Annotated in this window: 30 protein-coding genes; 20 read left to right on the plus strand and 10 right to left on the minus strand. The window is 71.2% G+C overall.

Annotated elements, in window-relative coordinates:
- Window positions 1–89 precede the first annotated feature (89 nt).
- Together SSOG_RS16985 and SSOG_RS16990 are read left to right on the plus strand one after the other, a co-directional pair.
- Complete coding sequence (locus SSOG_RS16985; RefSeq protein ID WP_039937853.1) at window positions 90–461, plus strand: type II toxin-antitoxin system RelE/ParE family toxin; 372 nt, start codon at window positions 90–92, stop codon at window positions 459–461.
- Window positions 458–802 (plus strand): helix-turn-helix domain-containing protein, encoded by a 345-nt coding sequence (locus tag SSOG_RS16990; RefSeq protein WP_039937855.1) that lies wholly within the window; start codon window positions 458–460, stop codon window positions 800–802. Before SSOG_RS16985 ends, SSOG_RS16990 begins: the two co-directional genes overlap by 4 nt.
- A gap of 51 nt (window positions 803–853) precedes the next feature.
- Here the strand turns inward: SSOG_RS16990 and mfd are convergent, their stop codons facing one another.
- A complete protein-coding gene (mfd, locus tag SSOG_RS16995) occupies window positions 854–4,387 on the minus strand; it encodes a transcription-repair coupling factor (protein ID WP_009715474.1) in 3,534 nt (1,177 codons plus the stop codon).
- Window positions 4,388–4,583: 196 nt separating this feature from the next.
- Between mfd and SSOG_RS17000 the strand changes: the two genes are divergently transcribed.
- From SSOG_RS17000 to SSOG_RS17035, 8 genes are all read left to right on the plus strand, one after another.
- Window positions 4,584–4,913 carry a gas vesicle protein GvpO gene (locus SSOG_RS17000; protein WP_009715475.1) on the plus strand — a complete coding sequence of 110 codons (330 nt, stop codon included), beginning with the start codon at window positions 4,584–4,586 and terminating at the stop codon, window positions 4,911–4,913.
- A 14-nt stretch (window positions 4,914–4,927) separates the two neighbouring features.
- The gene (gene gvpJ, locus SSOG_RS17005) at window positions 4,928–5,398 is read left to right on the plus strand and encodes a gas vesicle protein GvpJ (RefSeq protein ID WP_009715476.1); all 471 of its coding nucleotides are present in this window, start codon (window positions 4,928–4,930) and stop codon (window positions 5,396–5,398) included.
- 3 nt (window positions 5,399–5,401) lie between these two features.
- Window positions 5,402–6,163, plus strand: a complete 762-nt coding sequence (locus SSOG_RS17010; RefSeq protein ID WP_009715477.1) for a GvpL/GvpF family gas vesicle protein — start codon at window positions 5,402–5,404, stop codon at window positions 6,161–6,163.
- A complete protein-coding gene (locus SSOG_RS17015; RefSeq protein WP_009715478.1) occupies window positions 6,151–6,390 on the plus strand; it encodes a gas vesicle protein GvpG in 240 nt (79 codons plus the stop codon). Before SSOG_RS17010 ends, SSOG_RS17015 begins: the two co-directional genes overlap by 13 nt.
- Window positions 6,383–6,742, plus strand: a complete 360-nt coding sequence (locus SSOG_RS17020; protein ID WP_009715479.1) for a gas vesicle protein — start codon at window positions 6,383–6,385, stop codon at window positions 6,740–6,742. The genes SSOG_RS17015 and SSOG_RS17020 overlap by 8 nt, the downstream gene beginning before the upstream one ends.
- Before the next feature lie 177 nt (window positions 6,743–6,919).
- Window positions 6,920–7,693, plus strand: coding sequence for a GvpL/GvpF family gas vesicle protein (locus SSOG_RS17025; RefSeq protein ID WP_009715480.1), 774 nt, complete (start codon window positions 6,920–6,922; stop codon window positions 7,691–7,693).
- Entirely contained in the window at window positions 7,690–7,914 is a 225-nt protein-coding gene (locus SSOG_RS17030) for a gas vesicle protein (RefSeq protein ID WP_009715481.1), read from the plus strand. Before SSOG_RS17025 ends, SSOG_RS17030 begins: the two co-directional genes overlap by 4 nt.
- Window positions 7,911–8,189, plus strand: a complete 279-nt coding sequence (locus SSOG_RS17035) for a gas vesicle protein K (protein ID WP_009715482.1) — start codon at window positions 7,911–7,913, stop codon at window positions 8,187–8,189. The genes SSOG_RS17030 and SSOG_RS17035 overlap by 4 nt, the downstream gene beginning before the upstream one ends.
- Before the next feature lie 47 nt (window positions 8,190–8,236).
- Here the strand turns inward: SSOG_RS17035 and SSOG_RS17040 are convergent, their stop codons facing one another.
- Together SSOG_RS17040 and SSOG_RS17045 are read right to left on the minus strand one after the other, a co-directional pair.
- On the minus strand, window positions 8,237–9,538 hold the full coding sequence (locus SSOG_RS17040) for a cytochrome P450 (protein ID WP_009715483.1): 1,302 nt from the start codon (window positions 9,536–9,538) through the stop codon (window positions 8,237–8,239).
- Window positions 9,539–9,673: 135 nt separating this feature from the next.
- The gene (locus tag SSOG_RS17045; RefSeq protein ID WP_009715484.1) at window positions 9,674–10,009 is read right to left on the minus strand and encodes a hypothetical protein; all 336 of its coding nucleotides are present in this window, start codon (window positions 10,007–10,009) and stop codon (window positions 9,674–9,676) included.
- Window positions 10,010–10,175: 166 nt separating this feature from the next.
- Here SSOG_RS17045 and SSOG_RS17050 point away from each other — a divergent pair, with 166 nt between their 5' ends.
- Genes SSOG_RS17050 through SSOG_RS17060 form a run of 3 tightly spaced genes read left to right on the plus strand, consistent with a single transcriptional unit; the run spans window position 10,176 to window position 11,473 of the window.
- The gene (locus tag SSOG_RS17050) at window positions 10,176–11,030 is read left to right on the plus strand and encodes a helix-turn-helix domain-containing protein (protein WP_009715485.1); all 855 of its coding nucleotides are present in this window, start codon (window positions 10,176–10,178) and stop codon (window positions 11,028–11,030) included.
- A 13-nt stretch (window positions 11,031–11,043) separates the two neighbouring features.
- On the plus strand, window positions 11,044–11,256 hold the full coding sequence (locus SSOG_RS17055) for a DUF397 domain-containing protein (protein WP_009715486.1): 213 nt from the start codon (window positions 11,044–11,046) through the stop codon (window positions 11,254–11,256).
- Between the two features lie 13 nt (window positions 11,257–11,269).
- Window positions 11,270–11,473, plus strand: coding sequence for a DUF397 domain-containing protein (locus SSOG_RS17060; protein WP_009715487.1), 204 nt, complete (start codon window positions 11,270–11,272; stop codon window positions 11,471–11,473).
- Between the two features lie 4 nt (window positions 11,474–11,477).
- Here the strand turns inward: SSOG_RS17060 and SSOG_RS17065 are convergent, their stop codons facing one another.
- Window positions 11,478–12,074 carry a TetR/AcrR family transcriptional regulator gene (locus SSOG_RS17065; RefSeq protein ID WP_009715488.1) on the minus strand — a complete coding sequence of 199 codons (597 nt, stop codon included), beginning with the start codon at window positions 12,072–12,074 and terminating at the stop codon, window positions 11,478–11,480.
- 178 nt (window positions 12,075–12,252) lie between these two features.
- Here SSOG_RS17065 and SSOG_RS17070 point away from each other — a divergent pair, with 178 nt between their 5' ends.
- The 3 genes from SSOG_RS17070 (at window position 12,253) to SSOG_RS17080 (ending at window position 14,155) form a co-directional block, all read left to right on the plus strand.
- Entirely contained in the window at window positions 12,253–13,374 is a 1,122-nt protein-coding gene (locus SSOG_RS17070) for an MFS transporter (RefSeq protein WP_281048086.1), read from the plus strand.
- A gap of 104 nt (window positions 13,375–13,478) precedes the next feature.
- Complete coding sequence (locus tag SSOG_RS17075; RefSeq protein ID WP_245606313.1) at window positions 13,479–13,724, plus strand: type II toxin-antitoxin system VapB family antitoxin; 246 nt, start codon at window positions 13,479–13,481, stop codon at window positions 13,722–13,724.
- The gene (locus SSOG_RS17080) at window positions 13,721–14,155 is read left to right on the plus strand and encodes a TA system VapC family ribonuclease toxin (RefSeq protein ID WP_009715491.1); all 435 of its coding nucleotides are present in this window, start codon (window positions 13,721–13,723) and stop codon (window positions 14,153–14,155) included. The genes SSOG_RS17075 and SSOG_RS17080 overlap by 4 nt, the downstream gene beginning before the upstream one ends.
- Window positions 14,156–14,234: 79 nt before the next feature.
- Here the strand turns inward: SSOG_RS17080 and SSOG_RS17085 are convergent, their stop codons facing one another.
- Window positions 14,235–14,636 carry a VOC family protein gene (locus tag SSOG_RS17085; RefSeq protein WP_009715492.1) on the minus strand — a complete coding sequence of 134 codons (402 nt, stop codon included), beginning with the start codon at window positions 14,634–14,636 and terminating at the stop codon, window positions 14,235–14,237.
- Window positions 14,637–14,746: 110 nt separating this feature from the next.
- Between SSOG_RS17085 and SSOG_RS17090 the strand changes: the two genes are divergently transcribed.
- The gene (locus SSOG_RS17090) at window positions 14,747–15,802 is read left to right on the plus strand and encodes a MerR family transcriptional regulator (RefSeq protein ID WP_039941224.1); all 1,056 of its coding nucleotides are present in this window, start codon (window positions 14,747–14,749) and stop codon (window positions 15,800–15,802) included.
- A gap of 11 nt (window positions 15,803–15,813) precedes the next feature.
- The gene (locus SSOG_RS17095; RefSeq protein WP_009715494.1) at window positions 15,814–16,452 is read left to right on the plus strand and encodes a hypothetical protein; all 639 of its coding nucleotides are present in this window, start codon (window positions 15,814–15,816) and stop codon (window positions 16,450–16,452) included.
- Here SSOG_RS17095 and SSOG_RS17100 read toward each other — a convergent pair.
- A complete protein-coding gene (locus SSOG_RS17100) occupies window positions 16,442–17,443 on the minus strand; it encodes an aldo/keto reductase (RefSeq protein WP_039937864.1) in 1,002 nt (333 codons plus the stop codon). The genes SSOG_RS17095 and SSOG_RS17100 overlap by 11 nt on opposite strands.
- Window positions 17,444–17,555: 112 nt before the next feature.
- Here SSOG_RS17100 and SSOG_RS17105 point away from each other — a divergent pair, with 112 nt between their 5' ends.
- Window positions 17,556–17,972: an NUDIX hydrolase gene (locus SSOG_RS17105; protein ID WP_050799890.1), complete on the plus strand. Its 417-nt coding sequence runs from the start codon at window positions 17,556–17,558 to the stop codon at window positions 17,970–17,972.
- A gap of 388 nt (window positions 17,973–18,360) precedes the next feature.
- Here the strand turns inward: SSOG_RS17105 and SSOG_RS17110 are convergent, their stop codons facing one another.
- Together SSOG_RS17110 and SSOG_RS17115 are read right to left on the minus strand one after the other, a co-directional pair.
- A complete protein-coding gene (locus tag SSOG_RS17110) occupies window positions 18,361–20,931 on the minus strand; it encodes an ABC transporter permease (RefSeq protein WP_009715497.1) in 2,571 nt (856 codons plus the stop codon).
- The gene (locus tag SSOG_RS17115) at window positions 20,928–21,716 is read right to left on the minus strand and encodes an ABC transporter ATP-binding protein (RefSeq protein WP_009715498.1); all 789 of its coding nucleotides are present in this window, start codon (window positions 21,714–21,716) and stop codon (window positions 20,928–20,930) included. Before SSOG_RS17115 ends, SSOG_RS17110 begins: the two co-directional genes overlap by 4 nt.
- Before the next feature lie 578 nt (window positions 21,717–22,294).
- On the opposite strand from SSOG_RS17115, the gene SSOG_RS17120 reads away from it, so the two are divergent.
- Window positions 22,295–23,821: an MFS transporter gene (locus tag SSOG_RS17120; protein ID WP_009715499.1), complete on the plus strand. Its 1,527-nt coding sequence runs from the start codon at window positions 22,295–22,297 to the stop codon at window positions 23,819–23,821.
- 79 nt (window positions 23,822–23,900) lie between these two features.
- Here the strand turns inward: SSOG_RS17120 and SSOG_RS17125 are convergent, their stop codons facing one another.
- A complete protein-coding gene (locus tag SSOG_RS17125; RefSeq protein WP_009715500.1) occupies window positions 23,901–24,836 on the minus strand; it encodes a coiled-coil domain-containing protein in 936 nt (311 codons plus the stop codon).
- Window positions 24,837–25,067: 231 nt separating this feature from the next.
- Window positions 25,068–25,955 (minus strand): SUKH-4 family immunity protein (locus SSOG_RS17130; protein WP_039937868.1); only part of this gene is annotated, 888 nt, incomplete at its 5' end.

The raw sequence follows: 25,955 nt of genomic DNA on the forward strand, positions 1-25,955 counted from the left end.
TCCGGCCCTGTTCGTTCATGACCCACGTTCGGGTGACGCACCGGCCAAGAGACACCTGCGCCCCTACAAGCAAATGCTTATACTCGCTCGTGACGTGGTCAATCAACATCCATGACGAGGTGGCCGAATGGTTCCTCGCCCTCTGCGTGAACGATCCGCATTCGGCCGACGCGGTGGAGCAGGCCGTGGAACTCCTCGCGGAAGTGGGCCCCGGCCTCGGCCGGCCCATGGCCGACGTGATCCACGGCAGCCGGTTGCACAACCTCAAGGAGTTACGCCCCGGCTCGGCAGGGCGGACCGAGATCCGCATCCTCTTCGTCTTCGACCCCGAGCGCGAAGGCATCCTTCTCGTCGCGGGCGACAAGGCCGGACAATGGCGCCGCTGGTACGACGAGGCCGTGCCGCTCGCCGAGAAGCGGTATCAGCAATACCTCGACCACAAGGAGAAGGAGGCGGAATGACTGGCTTCACCTCATGGGACGAGGTCAAGCGGCGAGCCGAGCAGGCTCGCCGCGAGGCACATCCCGACGTCGACGAGGCGGAGTGGGCAGCGCGCAAGGAGGCGGCACGCCTGGGCCAGGAGGCTCATCTCCTGGGCCACCACCTGCGGCAGCTCCGCAGGGAGCGCGGCCTCACCCAGCAGCAGGCCGCCGCCCAGCTCGGTATCACCCAGGCCCGGGTCTCCCAGTTGGAGCAGGGCAAGGCCGTGGATCTCGCGGCCATGCGCGCCTACGCACAGGCGCTGGGCGCCCGGCTGACCCTCGTCCTCGAAGTCGACGACCAGCAGATCCGCATCGCCTGAGCGCGGACAGCGGCCCCGTCACGCCCCCAGGACCGCCGTCACGACCCGGCGTCACGACCCCAGGATCGTCGTCAGGAACTCGCCCGTCCACGCCAGCAGTTCCCGCCCGACCAGCGGCTTTCCGCCGATGCGGGCGGTCGCCGGGCGGGGGACCAGGACCTGCTGGGTGGCGGGCTTGATGATCGCGCGCTGGTAGAGCCGCTTGAGGCGGAGTTCCTGGGACTCGCGCAGCTCCACCGGGCCGAAGCGGATGTTGGAGCCCTGGAGGGTGATGTCGCCGACGCCGCAGGACCGGGCCAGCAGCCGCAGGCCCGCGACCAGCAGCAGGTTCTCCACCGGCTCGGGCAGCGGTCCGTAGCGGTCGGTCAGCTCCTCGCGGACGGCGCGGATGTCGTCCTCGCCGTTGGCCGAGGCGATGGCGCGGTACGCCTGGAGGCGCAGCCGCTCGCCCGGTGCGTAGTCGTGCGGGACGTGCGCGTCGACCGGAAGCTCGATCTTGACCTCCAGCGGCGCTTCCTCCTCCTCGGCGCCCTCGATCGCCGCCCGGTAGTCGGCGACGGCCTCGCCGACCATCCGTACGTACAGGTCGAAGCCGACGCCCGCGATGTGCCCGGACTGCTCGCCGCCGAGCAGATTGCCCGCGCCGCGGATCTCCAGGTCCTTCATCGCCACGTACATGCCCGCGCCCATCTCGGTGTGCTGGGCGATGGTGGCCAGCCGCTCGTGGGCGGTCTCGGTGAGCGGCTTCTCCGGCGGGTAGAGGAAGTACGCGTATCCGCGCTCGCGGCCTCGCCCGACCCGGCCGCGCAGCTGGTGCAGCTGGGAGAGGCCGAAGTTGTCGCCGCGCTCCACGATGAGGGTGTTGGCGTTGGAGATGTCGATGCCGGACTCGACGATCGTCGTGGAGACCAGGACGTCGAACTTCTTCTCCCAGAAGTCGACCACGACTTGCTCCAGGGCGGTCTCCGACATCTGCCCGTGGGCGGTGGCGATGCGCGCCTCGGGGACGATCTCACGGAGCCGGGCCGCGGCCCGGTCGATGGACTCGACCCGGTTGTGGATGTAGAAGACCTGGCCCTCGCGCAGCAGCTCACGGCGGATGGCCGCGCCGATCTGCTTCTGCTCGTACGGCCCGACGAAGGTCAGCACCGGGTGGCGCTCCTCCGGCGGGGTGGTGATCGTGGACATCTCGCGGATGCCGGTGACCGCCATCTCCAGGGTGCGCGGGATGGGGGTGGCGGACATGGTGAGCACGTCCACGTTGGCCCGGAGCTTCTTCAGCTGCTCCTTGTGCTCCACGCCGAAGCGCTGCTCCTCGTCGACGATGACCAGGCCCAGGTTCTTGAACTTGGTCTCGGAGGAGAACAGCCGGTGGGTGCCGATGACGACGTCGACCGAGCCGTCCCGCAGGCCCTCCAGGACGGCCTTCGCCTCGGTGTCCGTCTGGAACCGGGACAGCGCCTTGACCACGACCGGGAATTGCCCGTACCGCTCGGTGAAGGTGCCCATGTGCTGCTGGACGAGGAGCGTCGTCGGCACCAGGACGGCGACCTGCTTACCGTCCTGGACCGCCTTGAACGCGGCGCGCACCGCGATCTCGGTCTTGCCGTAGCCGACGTCGCCGCAGATCAGCCGGTCCATCGGGACCGACTTCTCCATGTCCTCCTTGACCTCGCCGATGGTGGTGAGCTGATCGGGGGTCTCCGCGTACGGGAACGCGTCCTCCAGCTCGCGCTGCCAGGGCGTATCGGCGCCGAAGGCGTGGCCGGGGGCGGCCATCCGGGCCGAGTACAGCTTGATCAGGTCGGCCGCGATCTCCTTGACGGCCTTCTTGGCGCGCGCCTTGGTCTTCGTCCAGTCGGCGCCGCCGAGCCGGTGCAGCGTGGGGGCCTCGCCGCCCACGTACTTGGTGATCTGCTCCAGCTGGTCGGTCGGGATGTAGAGCCGGTCGCCGGGCTGGCCGCGCTTGGCCGGGGCGTACTCGACCACCAGGTACTCGCGGGTCGCGCCCTGCACGGTGCGCTGCACCATCTCGATGTAGCGGCCCACGCCGTGCTGCTCGTGGACGATGAAGTCGCCCGCCTCCAGGGTGAGCGGGTCGATCGTCTTGCGGCGGCGCGCGGGCATCCGCGCGCCCTCCTTGCCCGCCGCCTTCTGCCCGGACAGATCGGTCTCGGTGAGGACGGCCAGCTTCAGACCGGGGTCGACGAAGCCGAAGTCGATGGAACCGCACGCCACGTGCACCACGGACGGCTTGATGTCGCCGAGGTCCGCGTCGAGCCGCGCCGCGATCCCCTCGCCGCTCAGCACCTCGACGGTGCGGGACGCCGGGCCGTGGGCCTCGGTCACGTACACCGCGCGCCAGCCCTCGGCGAGCCAGCCCTTGGTGTCGGCCAGCGCGCGGGCGGTGTCGCCGCGGTACGACTCGGGGGCGTGCATACCGAGGCTGAGGGTGTCTTCGTCCAGCTCCGCGTCGGCCGCGAACGGGCTCACCGACCACCACATCATGCCCAGCTCGCGCGCCCGGTCCCGGACGTCCGCCAGCCCCCACAGGGAGGCCGCGCCCACGTCGATCGGCGCCTCCCCGCCGCCCGCCGTCGCCGCCCACGACGCCTGGAGGAACTCCTGCGACGTGGCCACGAGGTCCGCCGCCCGGGTCCGCACCCGCTCCGGGTCGCAGACCACCGTCATGCTGCCCGCGGGCATCACGTCCAGCAGCAGCTCCATATCGTCGACGAGGACCGGAGCCAGGGACTCCATGCCCTCGACCGCGATCCCCTCGGCGATCTTGCCCAGCAGCTCGCCCAGCTCCGGGTGCTCCTCGGCAAGCGCCGCGGCCCGCTCCCGTACGTCCTCGGTCAGCAGCAGCTGGTCCTTCGGGCCCACAGTCCGTGCTCGGCGCTCGGCGACCTCCATGGACCGCTGGTCCGCGACCTTGGAGTAACGGATCTCCTCGACATCGTCGCCCCAGAACTCGACCCGCAGCGGATGCTCCTCCGTCGGCGGGAAGACATCCAGGATGCCGCCGCGCACGGCGAACTCACCGCGCTTCTCGACCAGCTCCACCCGGGAGTACGCGGCGGCCGCGAGCCCGTCCACGACCTCCGGCAGATCGGCGCTCCGCCCGGCCCGCAGACTCACAGGCTCCAGCTCGCCGAGCCCCTTGACCTGCGGCTGCAACACGGAACGCACCGGCGCCACCACCACCGACACCGGCCCTGCGGCCGGGTCGTCGGGGCTCGGATGCGCGAGCCGCCGCAGCACGGCGAGCCTGCGGCCCACCGTGTCCGACCGCGGCGAGAGCCGCTCATGCGGCAGCGTCTCCCACGACGGGTACTCCACCACCCCGTCCGGCGGCAGCAGCGACCGCAGCGCGGCCGCCAGATCCTCGGCCTCCCGGCCGGTGGCGGTCACCGCGAGCACGGGCCGCCCGGCGGAGCGCGCCAGCGCGGCGACGGCGAAGGGCCGGGCGGCGGGCGGGCCGACCAGATCCACATGGGGGCGGTTTCCGTCGGCGGCGCCGCGCACCGCCTCGGCGAGCGCGGGGTCCCGTACGACGGCGTCGAGCAGACCGGTGAGGCTCATAAAGGGCTATTCCATCCCGGAGGCGGACAACGCGAATCACCCGACACGTCACACGGGCCGGGGGTCTTCCAGAGTACGGCCCCGCGCGGACATCCTCCGCCGGGTGCGGTTTGTCCGGTCATACGGGGACGGCCCCGGGCCGTCCCGCATCTGGCCCAGCTCCGCGCGCGGCCGGACACGGGCTGTGAACAGACTGATGCACATGACAGAGCGAGAGCGGCGCGCGTCCGGCGCCGGGACCAGTCGCAGGACGCGGGAGCGCGAGCGCGAGCCCGGGCCCGAACAGGCGGCCGGGCACGCCTGCGACCGGCTCGCCGCGCTGATCACCCACCCCACCGAGGGGGTCTCCGCGGTGCACCGGACCGAGGACGGCTGGCGGGTGAGCGTGGACGTGCTGGAGGTCGCCCGCATCCCCGACACGACGAGCCTGCTGGCCACGTACGAGGTGGACATCGACGAGCGGGGCGAGCTGCGCGAGTACCGGAGGGTCCGCCGCTACCGGCGCGGTGCGGCCGACGACTGCTGAGAGGACCTCCGATCATGGCCCCCACCACTTACACCGAAGAGGTCGTCTGCGTTCCGCGGGCGGGCACCCTGTACGACGTCATGGAGCTGATCCTCGACCGCGGCATGGTGATCGACGTGTTCGTCAGGGTCTCCCTGGTCGGCATCGAGATCCTGAAGATCGACGCCCGGGTCGTGGTCGCGAGCGTGGACACGTATCTCCGCTTCGCGGAAGCCTGCAACCGCGTGGACCTCGAACGCGACCGCACCAGCCGCACCGTGCCCGAGCTGTTCGGCGGGGGTGGGGGCGGGGCGGGTGCCGTAGCTCAGGGCCTCGGCAAGCGGAAGGTCAAAAAGGCAGTCGGCGCCGTGGAGGACAAGGTCAAGCGGGCCGTCGGGGAGGGCGACGAGGACGACGAGCCCGAACCGGACGACGAGCCCCGCCCCCGGCGCCGCACCGGCAGCGCCGCGCCCGCCCGCACCCGCCGCCGCTCCGAGGAGGACTGACCCATGGCCGAGAGCGCCGCGATCGCCGCGACCGCCGCGCCCCGCAGCGTGTACGTCTACGGCGTCGTCCACGCCCGCCGCGTCCTGCCGCCCGGCCGCACCGGTGTCGGCGAACACCCCGCCCCGCTGCGCACCCTGCGCGCCGGTGAGCTGGCCGCCGTCGTCAGCGACGCCCCCGCCGGGCTGCGCGCCAAGCGGCGCGACCTCCTCGCCCACCAGGAGCTGTCGCTGGCGCTGGCCGCGGACGGGCCGGTGCTGCCCATGCGCTTCGGGATGGTCGCGCCCGACGAGGAGATGGTGCGGCGCCAGCTGGAGTCCTCGCACGGCGACTGCCTCGCCGCCCTCCACCGGGTCGACGGCCGCGTCGAGATGAACCTCAAGGCGGTCCCCGCCCAGGGCGATCTCCGGTCGCTGGTGCGCGAGGACCCCGAGGTCGCCCGGCTGCGTACGGCCGCCCGCCGCACCCCGGGCTACGAGACCAGCCTGCGGCTCGGCGAGGCCGTGGCGCGGGGGCTGACCCGCCGGGCCACGGCCACCGCCGCCGCCGTACTGGCCGAGCTGTCGGAGGTGGCGGACGAGCGGGTGGCCGGGCCGGAGGTGCCGGGCTGCGTGCTCAACGCGTCCTTCCTCCTCGCCCGGGAGGAGCTGCGCCGGTTCCGCGACGTGGTGGAGCGGCTGGCCGCCGAGCACGGCGGCCATGTCGAGCTGCGGCTGACCGGGCCGCTGCCCTGCTACAGCTTCGTGGAGCCCGCATGGGCGTGCTGAGCGAGATCGCGCTCCTGCCGCTGGCGCCCGTACGGGGCGTGGTGTGGGTCGCGGACTGCCTGCGGGACGCCGCGGAACGGGAGCTGTGCCACCCGTCCGTGGTCCGGGCCCGGCTCGCCGCCCTGAACGAGGCCCTGGAGTCCGGCGCCATCGGCCCCGAGGAGTTCGACCGCGAAGAGGACCGACTGCTCGACCTGCTGGAACGAGGGACGACGCGCCGTGACTGACCGCCCCGACCACGACCTGCTGTGCACCCCTCCCCCGACCACCGGCCCGCCGACGTCCGACCTCGCCGAGATCCTGGAACGCGTCCTCGACAAGGGCATCGTCATCGCCGGGGACATCAAGATCGACCTGCTGGACATCGAACTCCTCACCATCCGGCTGCGGTTGTTCGTCGCGTCCGTGGACACCGCGCGCAAGGCCGGGATCGACTGGTGGGAGACCGACCCTGCGCTGTCCTCGCGCGCGAGGCGGGACGCGCTCGCCGAGGAGAACGAGCGGCTGCGGGAGCGCTTGGACGCCTTCGAGTCGGGTGAGCTGACGGCGGCGGCCCCGGCGGGAGGCGACGGCGCATGACCGCCACCCGGACCTACGTCGCGGAGGAGAACGCGAGGCACGGGGAACGGGCACGTATGGGCGCGGCGGACGCGGGCCCGGCACGTACGGGCGCCCGCGCGTACGGGCGCGGCCACCGCGGGCACCCGTACGGCAGTCTCCGGCGCCACCCGGCAAGCGCCCCGCCGGGAGCGCCGCATGACCACGCCCCCGCCCGTCCTCACCTACGCGTTCGCGGTCTGCCGCCCGTACGACGGCCCCGCGCCGACGGGCCTGACCGGACTCGACCCGGGCAGCCCCGTCCGTACGCTGCCCACGGGCCCGCTCACCGCGATCGTCCAGGACGTACCGGCCGCCGACCACACCGAGGAGGCCCTGCGCCGACGCCTGTCCGACCGCACCGAACTGGAGCGCTGCGCCCGCGCCCACCACGAGGTGATCACGGCCGTCTCGTCGCTCACCGCGACCGTCCCCCTGCCGCTGGCCACCCTCTACCGCGGCGACGAACGGGTCCGGGAGGCGCTGTGCGCGAAGGAGGCATCCTTCCTGACCGCCCTGGACCGGCTCGCGGGCCGCACGGAATGGGGCGTCAAGGTCTACGCCCCCACGGGGCCCCCGGCCGTCCGGGAAACGCCCGCGGTGGACAGTGGCCGCGCCTACCTCGACCGCGTACGCAACCGCCACCAGGGCCGCGAACAGCGCCAGAACGCCGCGCTCCAGGCCGCCGAGCGCGTGGACGCCGTCGTACGCGGCCTCGCCGTGGCCACCCGCCGCCTACGCCCCCACGGCCCCGAGGCCACGGGCCCTCAGCGCACCCACATCCTCAACGCGGCCTACCTCCTCGACACCACCCGCACCCGCGAACTCCGCGCCGCCCTGACCTCCCTGCGCCGCGACGAGCCCGCGATCCAGATCGAGCTGTCGGGCCCCTGGGCCCCGTACTCCTTCACCGACACCGGGGCCGCCCCATGACCACCGCCGTCTGGGGCACCGTCCCCGCCGAGGCCCACGGCCCGATCGGCGTACCCCTCGTCGACCTCCTCGACCGGGTGCTCGCCGCCGGGGTCGTCGTCAGCGGCGACCTCGTCATCGCCATCGCCGAAGTTCCCCTCATCCGGCTCTCTCTGCACGCCCTGCTCTCCTCCGTCAACGAACGCGTCCCCGCCCCCTGGACCGACGGCGGCCCGCTGTGACCGACACCCGCGTCGACCTCGACCCCGAGGCGATGGGCCGCGACCTGGTGGCCCTCGTCCTCACCGTGGTCGAACTCCTCCGCCAGCTGATGGAACGCCAGGCCCTGCGCCGCATCGACGCGGGCGGCCTCACCGACGCCCAGATCGACCACATCGGCACGACGCTGATGCACCTGGACCGCCGTATGACGGAACTGTGCGACCAGCACGGCCTGACCCTGGAAGACCTCAACCTCGATCTCGGCCCGCTGGGCACCCTGCTCCCCCGCGACTAGGCCGTTTACTGGACGGACACCGGAGCGGGGTGGTCGGCAATGGCTGCCTAGCCCGCGTTGATGTGCGTGGGGGTGAAGGTGACGGGGAGGCTGGACGGGGCTCGGCACCACAGGGAGTCAACCCACTCGAGCTCCTCGGGCTCGACCGCCAGGGTCAGATCCGGAACCCGGTCGACAAGCACCTCGATCGCCATCTCCGCGATGTTCTTGGCCAGTTCGGGCGCGCCCGCCGGGCATCCGTAGTCGCCGCCGGTGAAGGACAGGTACGCGTTGTTCCCGGCGAAGCCCGCCGTGGTGTCGGGCCACAGCAGCGGGTCCATGTTCGCGGCGGCGAGACTGAGGACGAGGAGGTCACCGGCGCGGATGCGCTGACCTCCGAGCACGGTGTCCCGGATGGCGAAGCGCCCGATGACGTTCGGGACGGGGGAGTCCGCCCACAGCACCTCGGTCATGGCCTCGCCGATACTCCTTCGGCCGCCCGCGAGGGTCACGGCGAACCGGGTGTCGGTGAGCATCAGCCGGATGGTGGTGCCGATCCAGTACGACGTGGCGGGCAAGCCCGCGACCATCATCACCATGATGTCTCCGACCAACTGCTCTTCGGTGAGATCTGGGGAGTTCTGGACGAACCGGGAGGTGATGTCCAGGCCCGGCGCATCACGCTTGGCCGCCACCAGCCGCGCCACGATCTCGGCGGCCCGCTGCTGGGCCGCGATGGCGTCCTCGTTGGCGTCAAGGCTTGCCGTCAGGGCCTGCGCCAAGTCCTCGACCTGGTCCTCGGGCAGGCCGAACATCGTGCCCATGGCGAGGGCGGGCACCGAGTAGACGTAGTCGAACACCAGGTCCGCCTTGCCGCTGCCGGCGAACTTGTCGATCAGACCGTCGGCGAAGCGCTCGCAGTGCGCACGCAGCTCGAAGGGATCAACGATGGAGAGAGCGTCGCTGACGGCCGCCGAGCGCCGCCGGTGCTCGTCCCCCTCCGTGTAATGGATCATGGGGCTGTAGGCAACCCAGGGCATGAGGGACCAGTCGGGCGGAACCTCGTCCCAGCGGTTCCAGCGGCGGGGGTCACGGCCGTAGGTCTGGGTGTCGCCGAGGATCTGGCGCGTCTCGCGGTAGCCGAGGACGAGCCACGCGGGGATGTCGGCCTCGAGCAGGACCGGGGCGACCTGCCCGTGGTCGCGCCTCATCCGCTGGTAGCTCTCGGTCGGATCCCGCAGAAACCGCGGCCCGTACAACAGGGAGGCGCCGCCGTGGGCGGGGCAGCCGGGAGGCGGCACCACCGAGCCCGTACCGTCGGGCGTGTCCTGAGGGTCCGGAATGTCCTGCGGGTCCTGGAGATTCGTCACGAGGTCTTCCTTGGAGCGGTGGATCAGCGCGACCGCTGGTACGGCGAGGCGCACAGGCTAACCGTGGGCCCCGATCGAACCAACCGTCAGAACGTCATCCGTCCCACGACTGTGCAGGTCGCTGCCAGGTGGCCGTCAGGCCGCTTCGGCCGGATCGAACGTGGCGGCGCGAGACGGCGTGAGCCACACCAACCGCGCCGTCACTCCCTCCCACCGCGCGAAGTGCCGCATGGCACGGTCGGGCGAGGGCAAGCTGAACCGCCGCGCCCCGTCGACGCTGGTCACGTCCGCGCGCCCGTCCTCGTACGCGATCCCCCACGCCGCGACCTCGGCGTCCCGCCAGCCGTCGTCCAGGGCGAATTCCTGGACGACGGCGAAGAGTCGGGGTGCGGTGTCGAGGACGAGCGAGCGCACTTCTCCGTCGAAATCGAACGGCTCGGAGTGGGGATTCTGCGGGGATACCGTGGCCATCGATGTCTCCTGTCACGAGGAGGAGTTGAACATAACAACGCCCTGACCTGGCGTATGAGTTACACCATAGGTCGCCGCTATGATGCGGCCAACGAAATCGATGGGATACGTCATAACACCCCTCGTGTGGGTGACGGCGCAGCCATGTGAGCGAGGGGAACGCGCGATGGCCCGGATCAAGCTTCCGCCGACCATCCGGCAACGACGACTCGGCGCCGAACTGCGCCGCCTTCGCGAACGTGCCGACCTCAACGCCACGCAGGCGGGCGGGCTCCTCGGTTCGTCGCAGTCACGCGTCAGCAGCATCGAGTCCGGCGCCTACGCCGTCAGCGCGGACCGGGTGCGGGCGATGGCCCGCGCGTACGGCTGCACGGACGCGGCGCTGATCGAAGCGCTCGCGGGCATGACGGGCGGCCGGACCCGGGGCTGGTGGGACGAATACCGCGACATCCTGCCGCCGAGCATGCTCGACATGGCGGAGTTGGAGCACCATGCCCAGGCGATGCGGGTGGCGTCCGTCATTCACATGCCCGGTGTTCTCCAGACGCGTGACCACGCCCACGCGATCATCAGCGCCGTGGAACCGCCACTCGCTCCACATGAGGTCGAACACCGGGTATCGCACCGGATCAAGCGGCAGGCCGTTCTCTACGGGGAACAGCCGACCCCGCTGACCGCGACCATCCATGAGGCCGCCCTACGCATGGAATTCGGCGGCGTGAGCGTGGCCCGCGCGCAGCTGGAGTATCTGCTCACCATGAGCGAGAAGGAGCACGTCACCCTGCTGGTGATCCCCTTCGGGGCAGGTGCGTTCCCCAACTCCGGCCAGGGGATCATCTACCTGTGTGGGGAGGTACCGCAGATGGACACCGTGCAGCTCGATACCGACCACGGCTCCGAGTACCTCGACACCCCACCCCAACTGACCCGCTACCGCCGCACACTGGACCGCATGGAATCCCTCGCGCTGGAGCCCGCGAAGTCCCGTGACCTGATTCGCTGCATCGCGCAGAGTCTCTGATTAAGGTACGGCTGTGCCCATTTACACCTGGCAGAAGTCCTCATTCAGCGGGAACGCAGGCAACTGCGTCTACGTACGCGGCGACCGCGACGGCATGCTCCAACTCCGCGAGAGCGACGTGCCCGAGGTCACGCTCGCAGCGACTCCCGCCACCTTCGGCGCCTTCATACGCGCCGCCAAGGCGGGCAAGTTCGACTCCCTGGCCCGCTCGGCCGCCGCGACCTGACCGAGGAGCGCGTATGCCCACCACCCACAGCTGGCGCAAGTCCTCCTACAGCCCAAACGCAGGCAACTGCGTATACGTCCGCAACGACCGCGACGGCAGCCTCAGACTCCGCGAGAGCGACGCACCCGACACCGTCCTCACCACCAACCGCACCACCTTCGACACCTTCATACGCGCCGCCAAGGCAGGCCACTTCGACCGACTGACCACCACCTGAGGCGTCAAACCCAGCCCGCGAGCACCGCATCGGCCGCGTCGTGGAGGTCGCGGGCCGGTACGCCATCGCACACCTGCGTCGAGATGCCGAGCAGGAACCCATGGATCATTGACGTGACGCCGTCCACATGGGTGCCCTCGGGCAGTTCCCCCGAGCCGACGCCGCGCACCACGCATTCCCTGATGCGCGCCCGGTCCGCCGCACGGCGCGCCGCTACAACCTTTCGCGCCCCCGCCTCCCCTGCCCCCGGCGCTTGGACCGTCCCCGAGAGAGCGACGAGGCATCCGCGAGGGTGGGAGGTGTCGGTCTGCATGTCGATCGAGCCGTGCAGGAGCCGGGCAATCGCCTCGCGGGGGCCGACCGCCTCGTCGGCGACGACATCGGTGACGCTGCCCGGCCCGGCGATGTAGTGCTGGACGGCTTGCTCGAACAGACCCTCCTTCGACCCGAAGGCGCCGTACAGGCTCGCGGAGGACAGCCCCGTGGCCTCGCGGAGCTGCGCCAGCGACGTCGCTTCGTAGCCCTGTTCCCAGAACAGCAACATCGCGGCCTCCAGGACGGCCTCCAGGTCGAAGGTGCGGGGACGGCCGACGGGAGACACGAGGAACCTCCTTCAATCCGGAATGACTGATCCAGTTTGACAGCCGCCACAGCCCGTCGTCAATATCGGATCGATCAATCCGAAATTCATGAAGGAGTGCGCCCCGATGACCACAACGCGCCCTGCGCCGACTCACGCGCAAGCGCATCAACCCCTTCCCGTGCCCGCGCTGGTGGTGATGGCGTGCACTGGATTCATCGTGATCATGACCGAGACCCTGCCTGCGGGTCTGCTCCCGCAACTCGCCACCGGGCTCGGGGTCTCCGAGGGCGGGGCCGGCCAGCTCGTGAGTGCCTACGCGATCGGAACGGTCCTCGCGGCGATACCGGCGATCATGCTGACGCGCGGAACACGGCGGAAGCCGCTCCTCCTCATCGGTCTGCTCGGATTCCTCCTGGCGAACGCCGTCACCGCCATATCGCCATCGCTCGCCATAGCCCTTGTCGCCCGGTTCGTCGGGGGAGCCTTCTCCGGTCTGCTGTGGGGCATGCTCGCCGGGTACGCCCGGCGGATCGCCGCGCCCGAGCACGCGGGGCGCGCCCTCGCCATCGCCATGACCGGGACACCGGTCGCGCTCTCCATCGGCACGCCCCTCGGCTCCTGGCTCGGCTCGACGGTCGGCTGGCGCTGGTCCTTCGCCGCGATGTCACTGCTCAGTGTCATCGTCATGATCTGCGCGAAGTTCCTCGTACCCGACGCTGCGGGGCAGTCGACGCAGACACGCATCCCGCTCGCCCGAGTGCTCGGCCTTCCCGGCGTCGCGACCATCCTCGGCACCGTGTTCACCTGGATGCTCGCGCACAACCTGCTCTACACCTACATCGCCCCTTACCTGCGGCAGATGCACCTCGCGCTCCGGCCCGACGCCGCGCTCCTCGTCTTCGGCATCGCCGCGCTCGGTGGTATCTGGATCACCGGCGTATTCATCGACCGCGCACTTCGCGCGCTCACCCTGGCGAGCGTGACGCTGTTCATCGTCGCCGGAGCGATCCTCATCGCGCCGCAGCAGTCCATGGCGCTCGGACTCCTCGCGATCACCCTGTGGGGCATCGCGTTCGGTGGCGCGGCGACGCAGCTACAGACGGCCATGGGCGTGGCCGGGGGCGAGAACGCCGACGTGGCGAACGCGATGCTGACGACATCCTTCAACTTGGCGATCTTCGCGGGGGGCGCCTTGGGGGCCGTGGTCGTCGGCGGCGTGGGCGCGCCCGCTCTGCCTGCGGGCATGATCGTCCTCGCACTCGCGGCGCTTGTCACGGTCGGTTGCGGTAGGCGTGTGGCGTTCCCCGCGAATCGATGATCGATCTCGACCCGACACTCGGCGAGGCAAGACACCTCCAGTAATCACACAATTCCGCAACGTCACCCGTATGGCAGTATGGGTCCATGGGTATGGTTAGCCATATGAAGACCACCGTCGAGATCTCGGATGCGCTGCTCGCCGAGGCGCGTCGGACTGCTCGTGAAGAAGGGACCACCCTCAGGGCGCTCATCGAGGAAGGTCTGCGTTCGGTACTTACTGACCACACGCAACGCAGCAACACCTTCACCCTGCCGGACGCGAGCGTCGGAGGCGCGGGGTTGCAACCGGAGGCCGAAGGGGCGAGCTGGGAACAGCTGCGTGGGTTGGCTTACGGGGACCGTCTGTGATCGCTGTAGACACCAACATCCTCGTCTACGCCCACCGGTCCGACAGCCCGTTCCACTCAGCTGCGGCAGCCCAGATCAAAGGCTTGGCGGAGGCCAGGGCGCCGTGGGCGCTGCCCTGGCCGTGTCTGCACGAATTTTTCTCCATCGCCACGCACCCACGCATCTACCAACCACCGAGCACTGCGGAACAGGCGATAGCGCAGATCGACGCTTGGCTCTCCTCTCCCTCGGTGGTCCTGCTGTCGGAGGCCGATACCTATTGGCCGACCCTGCGCCAGATGCTGGAGGACGGGAAGGTTGCCGGGCCGATGGTGCATGACGGACGCATCGCCGCCCTCTGCGCGAACAGCGGGGTACGCGAACTGTGGTCGGCGGACCGCGACTTCAGTCGCTTTCCGGCGCTCACCACCCGCAATCCCCTGCACGGCTGACCCTCGGGGCGGACCGGCTCTCCGCCGCCGGGGAGCCGGTCCGCCCCCGTGTGCGGACCGGCTCCCGACGGGGCGGGGCTCAGCCGTTCTCGACGACCATCAGTGCATTGCCGTCCGCGTCGCGGAAGCCGAACATCGGCGGGACCGGGGCGCCCCAGCGCTGGACCTCCGGGTCGGTGTCGACGCCGCGTGCGCGCAAGGTGGCGTGGTCGGCGTCGATGTCCGCGGAGGTCAGGATCAGGCCGGTCTCGCAGGCCGACGCCTGCTCGCCCTCGCGCGGGAGGACGAGCGCGATGCCGGTCGGGGCGCCCGCCGGGGCCACCTCGATCCAGCGGTAGCTGTCGCCGTAGGGGATGTCGGCGCGCTTCTCGAAGCCGAGGGTGTTGACGTAGAAGTCGAGCGCCCGGTCCTGGTCGGCTACGGTGACGGCGACCCGGCCGATCTCGGTGAGCCGGGTGCCCTTCGTGTCGGTAGCGGTCATGGTGGCCTCCTGGTGGTGATGGTTCTGCCGGTATGACCGGGGGGCCGCGCGAAACTCATCGGTCGGCACCGTTTGACCTTCGAGCCGCTTGAAGGCCCAGCATGACGGCCATGAACGACGACGAGCCCCTGATGGGCATCGGCGCCTTCGCCCGCCGGGTCGGGCTGACGCCGAGCGCGCTGCGGTTCTACGACGACTGCGCGGTGCTGCGGCCCGCACGGGTGGACGCGACCACCGGATACCGGTACTACGCCCCGGAGCAGGCGCCCCGCGCCACGCTGTTGCGGCGGCTGCGGGAGGCCGAGCTGCCGCTGGTCGAGGCGACGGCCGTGCTGGACGGGCCGCCCGAGGAGGCGCGGGAGGTGCTGCGGGCCCATCTACGGCGGAGCACGGAGTCGGCGGCGGCCGCCCGCGCGGCGATCGAGGACGTACTGCGCGAGCTGCCGGGCGGGGCGCGTTCCGGGCAGGCCCGGGTCGGCGGCGCTGAGCTCGCGGGTGCGGTGCGGCAGGTGGGTTCGGCGGTGGCGGTGGGCACGGTGCGGGAGGAGTTCCCGGTGCTGGGCCGGGTGCTGATCGAACTGGCCGAGCAGGAACTGCGGCTGGTGGCCACCGACCGCTACCGCCTGTCCGTACGGGCCCTGCGACCGCTCGCCATCGGCGGCGAGCCGTGCGGGCTGACGGTCGGCATCGAAGAGCTGCGAGACCTCGCGGGCTGGGCCCGGGGACTGCCGGAGGTCGCGATCGAGGTCGACGCGGGCGAGGTGCGCGTACGGGGTGGGGGCGAGGAGCGGGCGCTGTCCGTCGCGGACGAGGCGTTCCCCGCGTACCGCATGGTGCTGGACGGACTCGCGGACGCCCGACACCGGGTGATCACCGACCGGGCGGCCCTGTGCACGGCCGTGGCGGAGCGGGGCGGCGACGGTCCGGTCGTGCTGCGGACGGGAGATGGCGTGCTGACGGTTGAGGGCGGCCGCACGTTGTCCGCTCTCTGCACCGGGTCACCACTCCGCATCGCCTTCGACCCCGCCGTTCTGCTGCCCGCGCTGGAGGCGGGCGTGGGACCCGATGTGCTGCTGGAAGTCGCCTCGGGCGGCGAGCCCGTCGTCGTCCGCTCCGCCGACCAGGGCAGTTTTACGACGCTCGTCATGCCCGTACGGACCCCGTGAAGGAGACCTCGATGGATCCCGACGACCCCGTCGTCCGGCTGTGCGTGCAGGGCATGGCCGCCGAGGCCGAGGGGCGGGACGGCGACGCCCGCGACCGTTTCCGGCAGGCGTGGGACGCCGCCACCGACGACTACGGGAAATGCGTGGCCGCGCACTATCTGGCCCGGCACCAGCCCACCCCCGCCGAGACGCTGCGCTGGAACCAGGAGTGCCTGGACCGCGCGGACGCGGTCGGTGACGACCGGGTGCGCGGGTTCTACGCGTCGTTGTACGTGAACATGGGCTCGGCGTACCGGGCATTGGGCGACGCGGATCGGGCGCATGAGCATTACGTACGCGCCGCCGCGCACATCGGCGACGTACCGCCGGGCGGTTACGCGGACTGGACCCGGTTCGGCATCGCCGACGGGCTGCGTACGACCCGTACAGGCGGAACGCTCGCCGCGTTGGTGGAGCGGCTGTGTGCCCGGGGCGAGCTGCGGGCGCTCGGCGTGGTCCTGCCGCCGTACCTGGGCGACCTCGGTACGGAGGAGGACCGGGAACGGCTGGTCACCGCGCTGCGCATGGTGCACGCCGCCCGCTGGCTGCCGGACGGGGAGCAGGATGCGCTGGGCGCGGTGATCGCCGAATTGCTCAAGGTCAGCGGTTGACGAAGGCGAGGCTCTTCGCGTCGTAGCGGGTTCCGGCCACCTGCTCGGCCGGAGCGGCGGCGTCGATCGCGGCCAGGTCCTCCGCGGACAGCTCGATGGCGACCGCGGCGAGGTTCTCCTCCAGGTACTTCTCGCGGCGGGTGCCCGGGATCGGCACCACGTCGTCGCCGCGGTGCTGCACCCAGGCGAGGGCGAGCTGACCGGCGGTGACGCCCTTCTGCTCCGCCAGTTCGTTCAGCTTGTCGACGATGGCCAGGTTCTGTTCGAGGTTGCCGTCCGCGAAGCGGGGCTGAGTGCGGCGCATGTCCGTTTCCGGCAGGTTCTCGACCGAGGTGTAGCGGCCGGTCAGGAAGCCGCGGCCGAGCGGGGAGAACGGGACGAGGCCGATACCGAGTTCGCGGCAGACCGGGGCGGTCTCCGCCTCCAGGTCACGGGTCCACAGCGACCATTCGCTCTGGAGCGCCGCGATGGGGTGCACCGCGTGTGCGCGGCGGATGGTCTCCGCGCTCGCCTCGGACAGCCCGAGGTGGCGCACCTTGCCCGCCCGGACCAGCTCGGCCATCGCGCCGACGGTCTCCTCGATGGGGACGTCGGGGTCGACGCGGTGCTGGTAGTAGAGGTCGATGTGGTCGACGCCGAGGCGGCGCAGCGACGCGTCGCACGCCTCGCGGACGTACGCGGCGTCACCGCGGATCGCGGTGGGCTCGCCCAGCCGGTTGGCGAAGCCGAACTTGGTGGCCACGACCGCCTGCTCGCGGCGCGCCCCGGTCAGGGCGCGGCCGAGCAGCTCCTCGTTGTGGCCGGAGCCGTAGAAGTCGGAGGTGTCCAGCAGGGTGACGCCGAGGTCGAGGGCGCGGTGGATGGTGGCGATCGACTGCGCGTCGTCCGAGTCGCCGTAGCCGTGGCTCATCCCCATGAGCCCCAGGCCCTGTGCGCCGACGGTGAGTTCGCCCAGGCGGCGGGTGGGCAGGTGGGTGGGCAGTTCGGACATCGGGTGCCTCCTTGGTGGTCGTGACGATCACGCTAGGAGTTGGAGCGCACTCCAAGTCAACCGGGAAAAATCGCTGGCCGGGAGCGTGGTTCCGGCTGCCAGAATCGCCCGCATGACGTACGAGGACGAAGTGTCCATGTCGGTGGTGGCCGCCGCGATCGTGCAGCGGGGACGGCTGCTGGTGGTGAGCAAGAAGGCGGCGCCCGAGGTCTTCTATCTGCCCGGCGGGAAGCCGGATCCGGGCGAGGGCCCGCTGGAGACCCTGGCGCGGGAGCTGGACGAGGAGCTGGGCGTGACCCCGCTGGAGCCGCGGCTGCTGGCCGAGGTCGAGGGGGTGGCCGTGCTGGAGCGGGTGCCGATGCGGCTGACGGTGTTCGAAGCGCGCATCGACCGGGAACCCCACCCGGCGGCCGAACTGGCGCATATGCGCTGGATAACGGGCGGCGAGAGCGATGTCCGGCTCGCCGGGGCCATCCGGAACCATGTGGTCCCGCTGCTGCGGTCCGGGGGCGCCCTCGCGGCGGCGTGAGTCGGGCTGCGGCAGCCCGGCCAAAGGAACGACGCGGATCGTCGCCGCCGAAACCGGCCGTCCGGCGCAGCGGCCGCCACGCCGCAGGCGGGCTCACCCCGCCGGGGGCGGCACCTCTGCCGCGCGCGACAGGCGCACCCCCCGGTGGCAACGCGTCACCGCCGCTTAGACGCCTGCTGCCGCACCGCATGCCGCCGGCGCGGGCCCACGGGTCGCGGGTCGCGGGTCCGCCGGACGTGGGTCACAGGCCCACGGCAACGCTCGCGCGGCGCGGAGAACACGAAAACAGGACCGGCCCGGTGCGCTCCCCCGTCGCACACCGGGCCGGTCCCCGCTGCCCCTCCCCCCATAGAAGGGGCAGCCGTCCGTCACACCGTCGCCGCCGTCATCAGTCGGTCGCGATGGCGTTGAGGATGTTCATCCGCGCCGCCCGGAACGCCGGGATCAGGGCCGCGATCAGGCCCACCACGGCCGAGCCGATGAAGACCGTGATGATGGTCGGCCAGGGGATCTCCAGGGTCTTCAGCCCCTCCAGCGCCAGCAGCTTCTGCGCGGTCGCGCCCCAGCCCATGCCCAGGCCCAGGCCGAGTAGCGCACCGAAGAGGGCGATGACGACGGACTCCAGCCGGATCATGCGGCGCATCTGGCGCCGGGAGAGGCCGATGGCGCGCATCAGGCCGATTTCCCGGGTGCGTTCGACGACCGACAGGGCGAGGGTGTTCACCACGCCGAGGATGGCGACGATGATCGCGAGCGCCAGCAGACCGTAGACCAGGTTGAGCAGCTGGCCGATCTGGTTCTTCATCTCCTTCTTGTAGTCGGTCTGGTCACGGACCTTGACCGACGGGTACAGGTGCAGCTCGGCCTTGAGGGACTTGTACGCCACGGCCTCCTGGCCGTCCTTCGCCTGCGCCAGCAGCATGATGTCCGCCGGGATCAGGTTGGCGGGGACATAACGCTCGACGGTGGTGATGTTGGTGTAGAGCGCCCCCTTGTCCAGGCTCGTGTCGTCCGCGGTGATCGCCGCGACCTTGAGCTTGGCGGTGCGGCCCTCCTTGAAGGCGACGGTCAGGGTGTCGCCCTCCTTCACCTTGTGCTTCTTGGCGAAGCCCTCCGGCACCGACATGGCGTCCTTGCCGTACGCGGCGGCCAGATCGCCCGAGACGACCGGGGTCCGCAGGTCGTCCGCGTACGTCGGGTCGGCCGCGGCCAGGTCCTCGGTGGCCGTCCTGCCGTCCGGCAGGGTGATCTTGGCGCCCTCGATCTCCTTGCGGTCGCTGACGTGCGTAAGGCCCTTGGCCCGGTGCGTCGCCTGCTCGATCTGCTGGGTGATCGGCTGGCCGGTGTCGGACTGGATGATGAAGTCCGCGCCGACCGACTTGTCCAGTTCGTCGCTGGCCGAGGCGACCATCGACGAGCCCACCACGGACAGGCAGGCGACCAGCGCCAGGCCGATCATCAGGGCCGCGCCGGTGGCGCCGGTGCGCCGCGGGTTGCGCAGCGCGTTGCGCTCGGCCAGCCGGCCGACCGGCCCGAACATCCGCAGCACGACGGTGGCCAGGGCCCGGACCACGAGACCGGCCAGCAGCGGGCCGATGACGATGAAGCCGATGAGGGTCAGCACCACGCCCAGGCCCAGGAACATCGAGCCGTCGACGGCCTTGTCGGCGTTGCCCGCGACGACCAGGGCCGCCGCGCCGCCCGCGGTGAGCAAGGTGCCGATCGCGCCGCGGATCCGTCCGGCCTTGGTGTCCGCCGGGGTGCCCGCGTCGCGCAGGGCAGCCATCGGGGAGATCTTCCCGGCCCGGCGGGCGGGAATGTAGGCGGCGATGACGGTGACGACGATGCCGATGGTGAGGCCGACGATGGGCGTGGCGGGCTTCACGGTCAGCTGGTCGGTGCTCAGGTGCAGACCCGCGTTGCCCATGATCTTCATGAGGCCGACCGCGAGCCCGACGCCGCCGAGGACGCCGAGGATCGAGCCGACGATGCCGAGCAGCAGCGCTTCGAGCAGCACCGACCGGTTGATCTGCTTGCGGCTCGATCCGATGGCGCGCATCAGGCCGATCTCGCGGGTGCGCTGGGCGACCAGCATCGAGAAGGTGTTGACGATCAGGAAGATGCCGACCAGGACGGCGATTCCGGCGAAGCCGAGCATCGCGTACTTCATGACGTCCAGGAAGGAGCCGATGTCGCTCTCGGCCTCCTTGCTGGCCTCGGCCTTCGTCTGCACCTTGACGCCGGTGCCCAGCTCCGCGACGACGCTCTTCTTCAGCTGGTCGTTGCTGACGCCGGGCTGGGCGGTCAGCGCGTAGTTGGAGTACACCCCGGGCTTCCCGAGCAGCTTGCGCTGCGCGGTGGCGGTGTCCATGTAAACCAGCGTTGCGCCGGGGTTGGTCACCTGGAACGTGGCGATGCCGACGATCTTCGCGCGGAACTCACCGGGCACGGCGATGATCCGCAGGCTGTCACCGAGCTTCAGCTTCTTGGTGTCGGCGGTGTCGGCGTCGACCATCACCTCGGTGGGGCCGCGCGGCGAGTGACCGGAGGTGATCTTCACCGAGCGGTGCTCGGTGGTGTCCCAGTTGGTGCCGACGGTCGGGGCGCCGGAGCTGGGCCCGATGCTGTCGCCCTTGCTGTTGACGACGGTGACCGACTGGCTGGTGGCGTCCCCGGTCACCGACTTGACGCCGTCGATCCGCTTGAGCTGCGCCAGCTCCGAGCCCGGCAGCGTACGGACCCGGCCCTGCCGGGTGTCTTTGTCGCTGACCCCCTTCGGGCTGACCGAGACGTCGGACGCCGTACTCGCGAAGAGCTTGTCGAACGTGGCGTTGGTGGTGTCGGTGAAGACGAGCGTGCCGCAGACGAACGCCACGGACAGCAGGACCGCGATCGCGGACAGCGCCATCCGTCCCTTGTGGGCGACGAAGTTGCGCAGGGAGGTCTTGAGGACGGTCATGACACCCGTCCTCGCGCGTCGAAACTCTTCATCCGCTCAAGGACCAGTTCCGCGGTGGGGCTGTGCATCTCGTCCACGATCCGGCCGTCGGCCAGGTACAGCACCCGGTCGGCGTAGGAGGCGGCGACCGGGTCGTGGGTGACCATCACGATCGTCTGCCCCAGCTCGTCCACGGACCGCTTGAGGAAGCCCAGCACCTCGGCACCGGCCCGGGAGTCCAGGTTTCCGGTCGGCTCGTCACCGAAGATGATCTCGGGGCGGGCGGCCAGGGCGCGGGCCACGGCGACACGCTGCTGCTGGCCGCCGGACAGCTGGTTCGGACGGTGCTTCAGCCGGTCGGCCAGACCGACGGTCTGCACCACCCGGTCCAGCCAGGCCCGGTCGGGCTTACGGCCCGCGATGTCCATCGGCAGCGTGATGTTCTCGATCGCGTTGAGCGTCGGCAGCAGGTTGAACGCCTGGAAGATGAAGCCGACCCGGTCCCGGCGCAGCTGGGTGAGCTTCTTGTCCTTGAGCCCGGTGATCTCGGTCTCGTCGATGAAGATCTGGCCCGACGAGACGGTGTCCAGCCCCGCGAGGCAGTGCATCAGCGTCGACTTGCCGGAACCGGACGGGCCCATGATCGCGGTGAAGCGGCCACGGGCGATGTCCACGTCGACGTGGTCCAGCGCGACCACCCGGGTCTCGCCGGAACCGTACGCCTTGACGACCTGGCGTGCCCGGGCAGCAACGGCCGTATGTCCTCCGCTGCCCCCGGTCTTGGGAATCGATACGGCCGTTGTCACGGTGTACTCCTCTTTTTCGTCTATATCGGATCCGGGACGGTCACACGTCCCCGATCGCCTGGTCGAGCGTGAAGATGAGCCTTCCGGAAACCGGCGGCCGGGACGATGAGGTCCGGCGCCGTCTTCGGGTGGGGCCAGCCCTACCCCCCTCGGTCCTGCTGGCCGTAACCACAGTAGAGAGCGGTACGTCCCGGCTCGTCCTTCCCCGGGACGAACCCCGGGTAGGAGGAAGGGCGGCCCATCCCCTAGGGGAGTAGGCCCTGGGGTGGAGCGCAACTCGGGGTCGACTCTGCACCCTCCCGTAGCGGAAGGCGCAAGTCCGCGGCCTCAACAGCCCTGATGCGTTCTTCCCCTGCCCTGAGGCGGCATGGAATGGTGGGTCGTACAAGAACTCGATACCAGAGCCGGCGCGGACCGGCGGAGGGAGCGCGCCACGGTGGGCGGCACCGCAGAAGGACCCGACGCGGACCCGATATCCCCGCTCCCCGAGAGCCCCCCCTCCCCGCGAGAACCCCCGTGAGGCGGCCCCCGCACTGCCCGCCACGCCCCGCGGACGCCGCCCCGTCGTCGCCGCGCTGATGCTCGCCATGGCGCTGACCGCGCTCGACTCCACCATCATCTCGACCGCCGTTCCGCAGATCGTCGGCGATCTCGGCGGCTTCTCCGTCTTCTCCTGGCTGTTCTCCGGCTATCTGCTCGCCGTCACCGTCACCCTGCCGGTCTACGGGAAGCTCTCCGACACCTTCGGCCGCAAGCCCGTCCTGGTGGCGGGCACCATCGTGTTCCTCGTCGGATCGCTGCTGTGCGCCGGAGCCTGGAACATGGCCTCCCTCATCGCCTTCCGCATCGTCCAGGGACTGGGCGGCGGGGCGCTCCAGGGCACCATCCAGGTGGTGGCCGCCGACCTCTACCCGCTCAAGGAACGCCCCAAGATCCAGGCCCGGCTGTCCTCCGTCTGGGCCCTGTCCGCGGTCACGGGCCCCGCGCTCGGCGGAGTGCTCGCCGGATACGCCGACTGGCGCTGGATCTTCCTCATCAACCTGCCGATCGGGGCGCTCGCCCTCACCCTGATCGTCCGCCATCTGCACGAACCGGTACGGCGGCGGGCGACCCGGCCCCGTATCGACTGGGCGGGCGCCCTCACCATCTTCGCCTGCGGCGGACTGCTGCTGACCGCGCTCGTCCAGGGCGGAGTGGCCTGGGGCTGGCTCTCCGCGCCCTCCCTCGCGCTGCTCACGGCCAGCGCCGGATGCGCGGCCCTGACCGTGTGGATCGAACGGCGCGCCGCCGAACCCATCATCCCGGGCTGGGTGTGGCGGCGGCGCACCATCTCGGCGGTCAACCTCGCGCTCGGCGCGCTCGGGCTCCTCATGATCGCCCCGACCGTCTTCCTGCCCACCTACGCCCAGTCGGTGCTGGGTCTCGGGCCGATCCCCGCCGGATTCGTGCTGTCCGTGATGACCCTGAGCTGGCCCATCTCGGCCGCCCTCAGCAGCCGCGTCTACAACCGCGTCGGCTTCCGGAAGTGCTCCATGATCGGCATCGGCGCCGCCGCGCTCATCCTGGCCGCCTTCCCCCTGCTCCCCTACCCCGGCGCCGCCTGGCAGCCCGCGCTGATCATGCTGCTGCTCGGCGCCGCTCTCGGGCTTTTCCAGCTGCCGCTGATCGTCGGCGTACAGTCCTCCGTCGACTGGGCCGAACGCGGGACCGCCACCGCCTCGATCCTCTTCTGCCGCCAGGTCGGCCAGTCGATCGGCGCGGCCCTGTTCGGCGCCGTCGCCAACGCGACCCTCGCCTCCCGGCTCGCCGACGCCCCGCCCGGCATCCGCGACGGTCTGCCCGGCGACCTCGACTCGATCTCCCACGCCCTCGACCACCCCGGCGCCCTCAGCGCCCGGGCCGCCGACTACCTGAGGCGCGCCGTGGACAACGCCGTCGACCACGTCTACCTGGGCGCCGCCTCCGCGGCGGTCCTCGCCCTGCTGGTCCTGCTGTTCCTCGCCCCGCGCCGCTTCCCGGTCCGCGCCGAGGCGGGAAGCGGAACGGAAGCGGAAGCGGAATCCGCCGCCGACCCGCTGACGGCGAACCCCGCCAGGGAGACCTGACCCGGGCTTACGGGCTCCCGGGCTTACGGGCTCCCGGACTTACGGGCTCCCAGACTTACGGGCTTACGGACTGCTGCGCTCAGGTCTCGGGGTGCGGGCGCGGCTGCGGATGCGGCCCTGAGGCGGCGTCCTCCGAGACCGGCTTGCCCGTCAGGGCCGTCAGGCTGCCGCGCACATGCTCCAGATGCGCCTTCAGCTCCTCGCGCCGCTCCACGTGTTCGCGCAGCGTCCGCTCCGTCTCGCGGGCCAGCCGCTCCTCCCGGGCCCGCGCCTGCGCGACGATCTCCGCCGCCTGCGCCTGCGCGTCCTCCTGGCGCAGCCGCGCGGCCTGGTCCGCCATCGCGTACTCCCGCTTGGCGTCCGCCAGCCTGGCCTGGGCGTGCTCCTCCATCTGGACCAGCCGCGCGGTCATCGCCGCATCGCGCTCGACCAGCTCATGACCGGCCGCCTCCCACCGGTCCGCATGCTCCCGCTCCTGCTCGGCGAGGATCGCCGCGATACGCCCGCGCATGTCCTTCAGCGCCGCCAGGGACTCGCTGCGCCACTCCTTGACGTCCCGGCGCGAGGCCGCGCGCAACTCCTCCACCTGCGCCTGAGCCGCCTCCAGGGTGCTGCGCCCCGACGCCTCGGCGGCCTCCCGCACCCGCTCGGCCTCATCGCGGGCGGCGTCCCGGACGATCCGGGCGGCGGCCTGCGCGGCCTCCCACTCCTCCTGTGCCGACGCCTCGGCCGCGGCCCGCAGACAGCCGACCTCCTCCTCGGCCGCCATCAGGATCAGCTGCGCGCGGTCTCCCAGTGATTCGTACGTCTGGGGGGCCAGCTGGGCGATCACCTCACGCAGCCGTTCGGCGTCGGCGGCCAGCTCGTTGGCGAGAACGGTGAGGCGCGCGGCGCGTTCCCACGCCGCGTCACGCGCCTCGGACAGCTCCGCCACATAGCGGTCGACCTGCGCGGGACGGTAGCCACGGCCCCGTCCGCCGATGGTGAAGCCATGACGTGACACCGATGCGGCCATCCTTGGAACCCCTTAGTCCGGTAGGCAACGCGCTCCGGCGCACATCTTGATGGATGCGGTCTTATCGCCCATAACGCGACACTCCGCCCATCTCCCCGGCCGGGGCCCGCCCGGGTACCACAACGACAAGGCGCCCGCCCCCGTCACGGGGGTCGGGCGCCTCGATGGGGCGCGCGCTCGGCGCGCTCCGGCGGGAATCGGGCCGGGATCAGGCCCGGATCAGGCAGGACGTCAGAGCAGTCCGTCCCACATCTGCTCCAGCAGCACGGCCCACCAGTTGTCCGGCGCGGACAGGGCGGCCGGGTCGAGACCCGCGAGCTGCGCCTGGAAGTCGACCGTCCAACGGCCCGCCTGCTCCGGCGTCAGTCCGTACCGCAGCCGCCACATGCGGCCCAGCAGCCCCATGCAGCGCACGAACTCCGGCAGACCGGTGTTGACGAACTGCGCCGGCGCCGGCTGCGGCGCCCCCTCCAGCGGCACCGCCACGATGTGCGCCGTGCCGTACTGCACGCACAGCTGACGGCCGAAGTCGTTGCCCATCACCAGGTACGACCCCGCGTCGGCCGCGGGCTGCACGCCACGCTCCGCCGCCAGCTCGGCGAGCGTCGGAACCGGACGGCCCGCCTGCGCCTGGGCCCAGAAGAACGGGCCGAAGTCCGCGGGCAGCCCCGCCCACACCAGCGTCTGCGCCACCACGTCCGGTACGCCCTGCCGCGACACCGCGCGCTGGTCGAACCGGACGATGCCCTGCGGCCCGAACGCCTGGCCCAGCTCGTGCGCCAGCCCCTCCGGCGGCACCGGCGGAATCGGCTGCACCTGGCTGGGGTGCGGCAGCGGCACCCGGTTGGGCGCCGGACGGGCCGGGCCGTCCGCCACCTGGTGCAGCTCGCCCTGGTGCTCGATCAGATGACGTACGCCCTGCTGACGGGTCGCGTGGTCGCGCCCGTACGGCGCCGTGTGGCTGATCCGCACCTGCGGCCACGACTCGCGGATCATCCGCGCGCAGTAGCCGCCCGGCAGATCACACGACTCCAGCTCGGTGTGCAGCTCCAGCACCTGCTGCGGCGGCACGTTCATGGCCCGCAGCTCATGCAGGATCTGCCACTCCGGATGCGGGGT

Source organism: Streptomyces himastatinicus ATCC 53653, from assembly GCF_000158915.1.
Taxonomy (GTDB): Bacteria; Actinomycetota; Actinomycetes; order Streptomycetales; family Streptomycetaceae; genus Streptomyces; species Streptomyces himastatinicus.

Excerpts from the sequence above, each read along its gene's own strand:
- SSOG_RS17045 (WP_009715484.1), bottom strand. The coding sequence starts at position 10,009 with ATGGCCACGGTATCCCCGCAGAATCCCCACTCCGAGCCGTTCGATTTC.
- SSOG_RS17030 (WP_009715481.1), top strand. The coding sequence starts at position 7,690 with ATGACCACCGCCGTCTGGGGCACCGTCCCCGCCGAGGCCCACGGCCCG.
- SSOG_RS17105 (WP_050799890.1), top strand. The coding sequence starts at position 17,556 with ATGACGTACGAGGACGAAGTGTCCATGTCGGTGGTGGCCGCCGCGATC.
- SSOG_RS17100 (WP_039937864.1), bottom strand. The coding sequence starts at position 17,443 with ATGTCCGAACTGCCCACCCACCTGCCCACCCGCCGCCTGGGCGAACTC.
- SSOG_RS17110 (WP_009715497.1), bottom strand. The coding sequence starts at position 20,931 with ATGACCGTCCTCAAGACCTCCCTGCGCAACTTCGTCGCCCACAAGGGA.
- SSOG_RS17060 (WP_009715487.1), top strand. The coding sequence starts at position 11,270 with ATGCCCACCACCCACAGCTGGCGCAAGTCCTCCTACAGCCCAAACGCA.
- SSOG_RS17125 (WP_009715500.1), bottom strand. The coding sequence starts at position 24,836 with ATGGCCGCATCGGTGTCACGTCATGGCTTCACCATCGGCGGACGGGGC.
- gvpJ (WP_009715476.1), top strand. The coding sequence starts at position 4,928 with ATGGCCCCCACCACTTACACCGAAGAGGTCGTCTGCGTTCCGCGGGCG.
- SSOG_RS17075 (WP_245606313.1), top strand. The coding sequence starts at position 13,479 with ATGAAGACCACCGTCGAGATCTCGGATGCGCTGCTCGCCGAGGCGCGT.
- SSOG_RS16990 (WP_039937855.1), top strand. The coding sequence starts at position 458 with ATGACTGGCTTCACCTCATGGGACGAGGTCAAGCGGCGAGCCGAGCAG.
- SSOG_RS17000 (WP_009715475.1), top strand. The coding sequence starts at position 4,584 with ATGCACATGACAGAGCGAGAGCGGCGCGCGTCCGGCGCCGGGACCAGT.
- SSOG_RS17090 (WP_039941224.1), top strand. The coding sequence starts at position 14,747 with ATGAACGACGACGAGCCCCTGATGGGCATCGGCGCCTTCGCCCGCCGG.
- SSOG_RS17120 (WP_009715499.1), top strand. The coding sequence starts at position 22,295 with ATGCTCGCCATGGCGCTGACCGCGCTCGACTCCACCATCATCTCGACC.
- SSOG_RS17010 (WP_009715477.1), top strand. The coding sequence starts at position 5,402 with ATGGCCGAGAGCGCCGCGATCGCCGCGACCGCCGCGCCCCGCAGCGTG.
- SSOG_RS17070 (WP_281048086.1), top strand. The coding sequence starts at position 12,253 with ATGGCGTGCACTGGATTCATCGTGATCATGACCGAGACCCTGCCTGCG.
- SSOG_RS17050 (WP_009715485.1), top strand. The coding sequence starts at position 10,176 with ATGGCCCGGATCAAGCTTCCGCCGACCATCCGGCAACGACGACTCGGC.
- SSOG_RS17025 (WP_009715480.1), top strand. The coding sequence starts at position 6,920 with ATGACCACGCCCCCGCCCGTCCTCACCTACGCGTTCGCGGTCTGCCGC.
- SSOG_RS17085 (WP_009715492.1), bottom strand. The coding sequence starts at position 14,636 with ATGACCGCTACCGACACGAAGGGCACCCGGCTCACCGAGATCGGCCGG.
- SSOG_RS17095 (WP_009715494.1), top strand. The coding sequence starts at position 15,814 with ATGGATCCCGACGACCCCGTCGTCCGGCTGTGCGTGCAGGGCATGGCC.
- SSOG_RS17015 (WP_009715478.1), top strand. The coding sequence starts at position 6,151 with ATGGGCGTGCTGAGCGAGATCGCGCTCCTGCCGCTGGCGCCCGTACGG.
- mfd (WP_009715474.1), bottom strand. The coding sequence starts at position 4,387 with ATGAGCCTCACCGGTCTGCTCGACGCCGTCGTACGGGACCCCGCGCTC.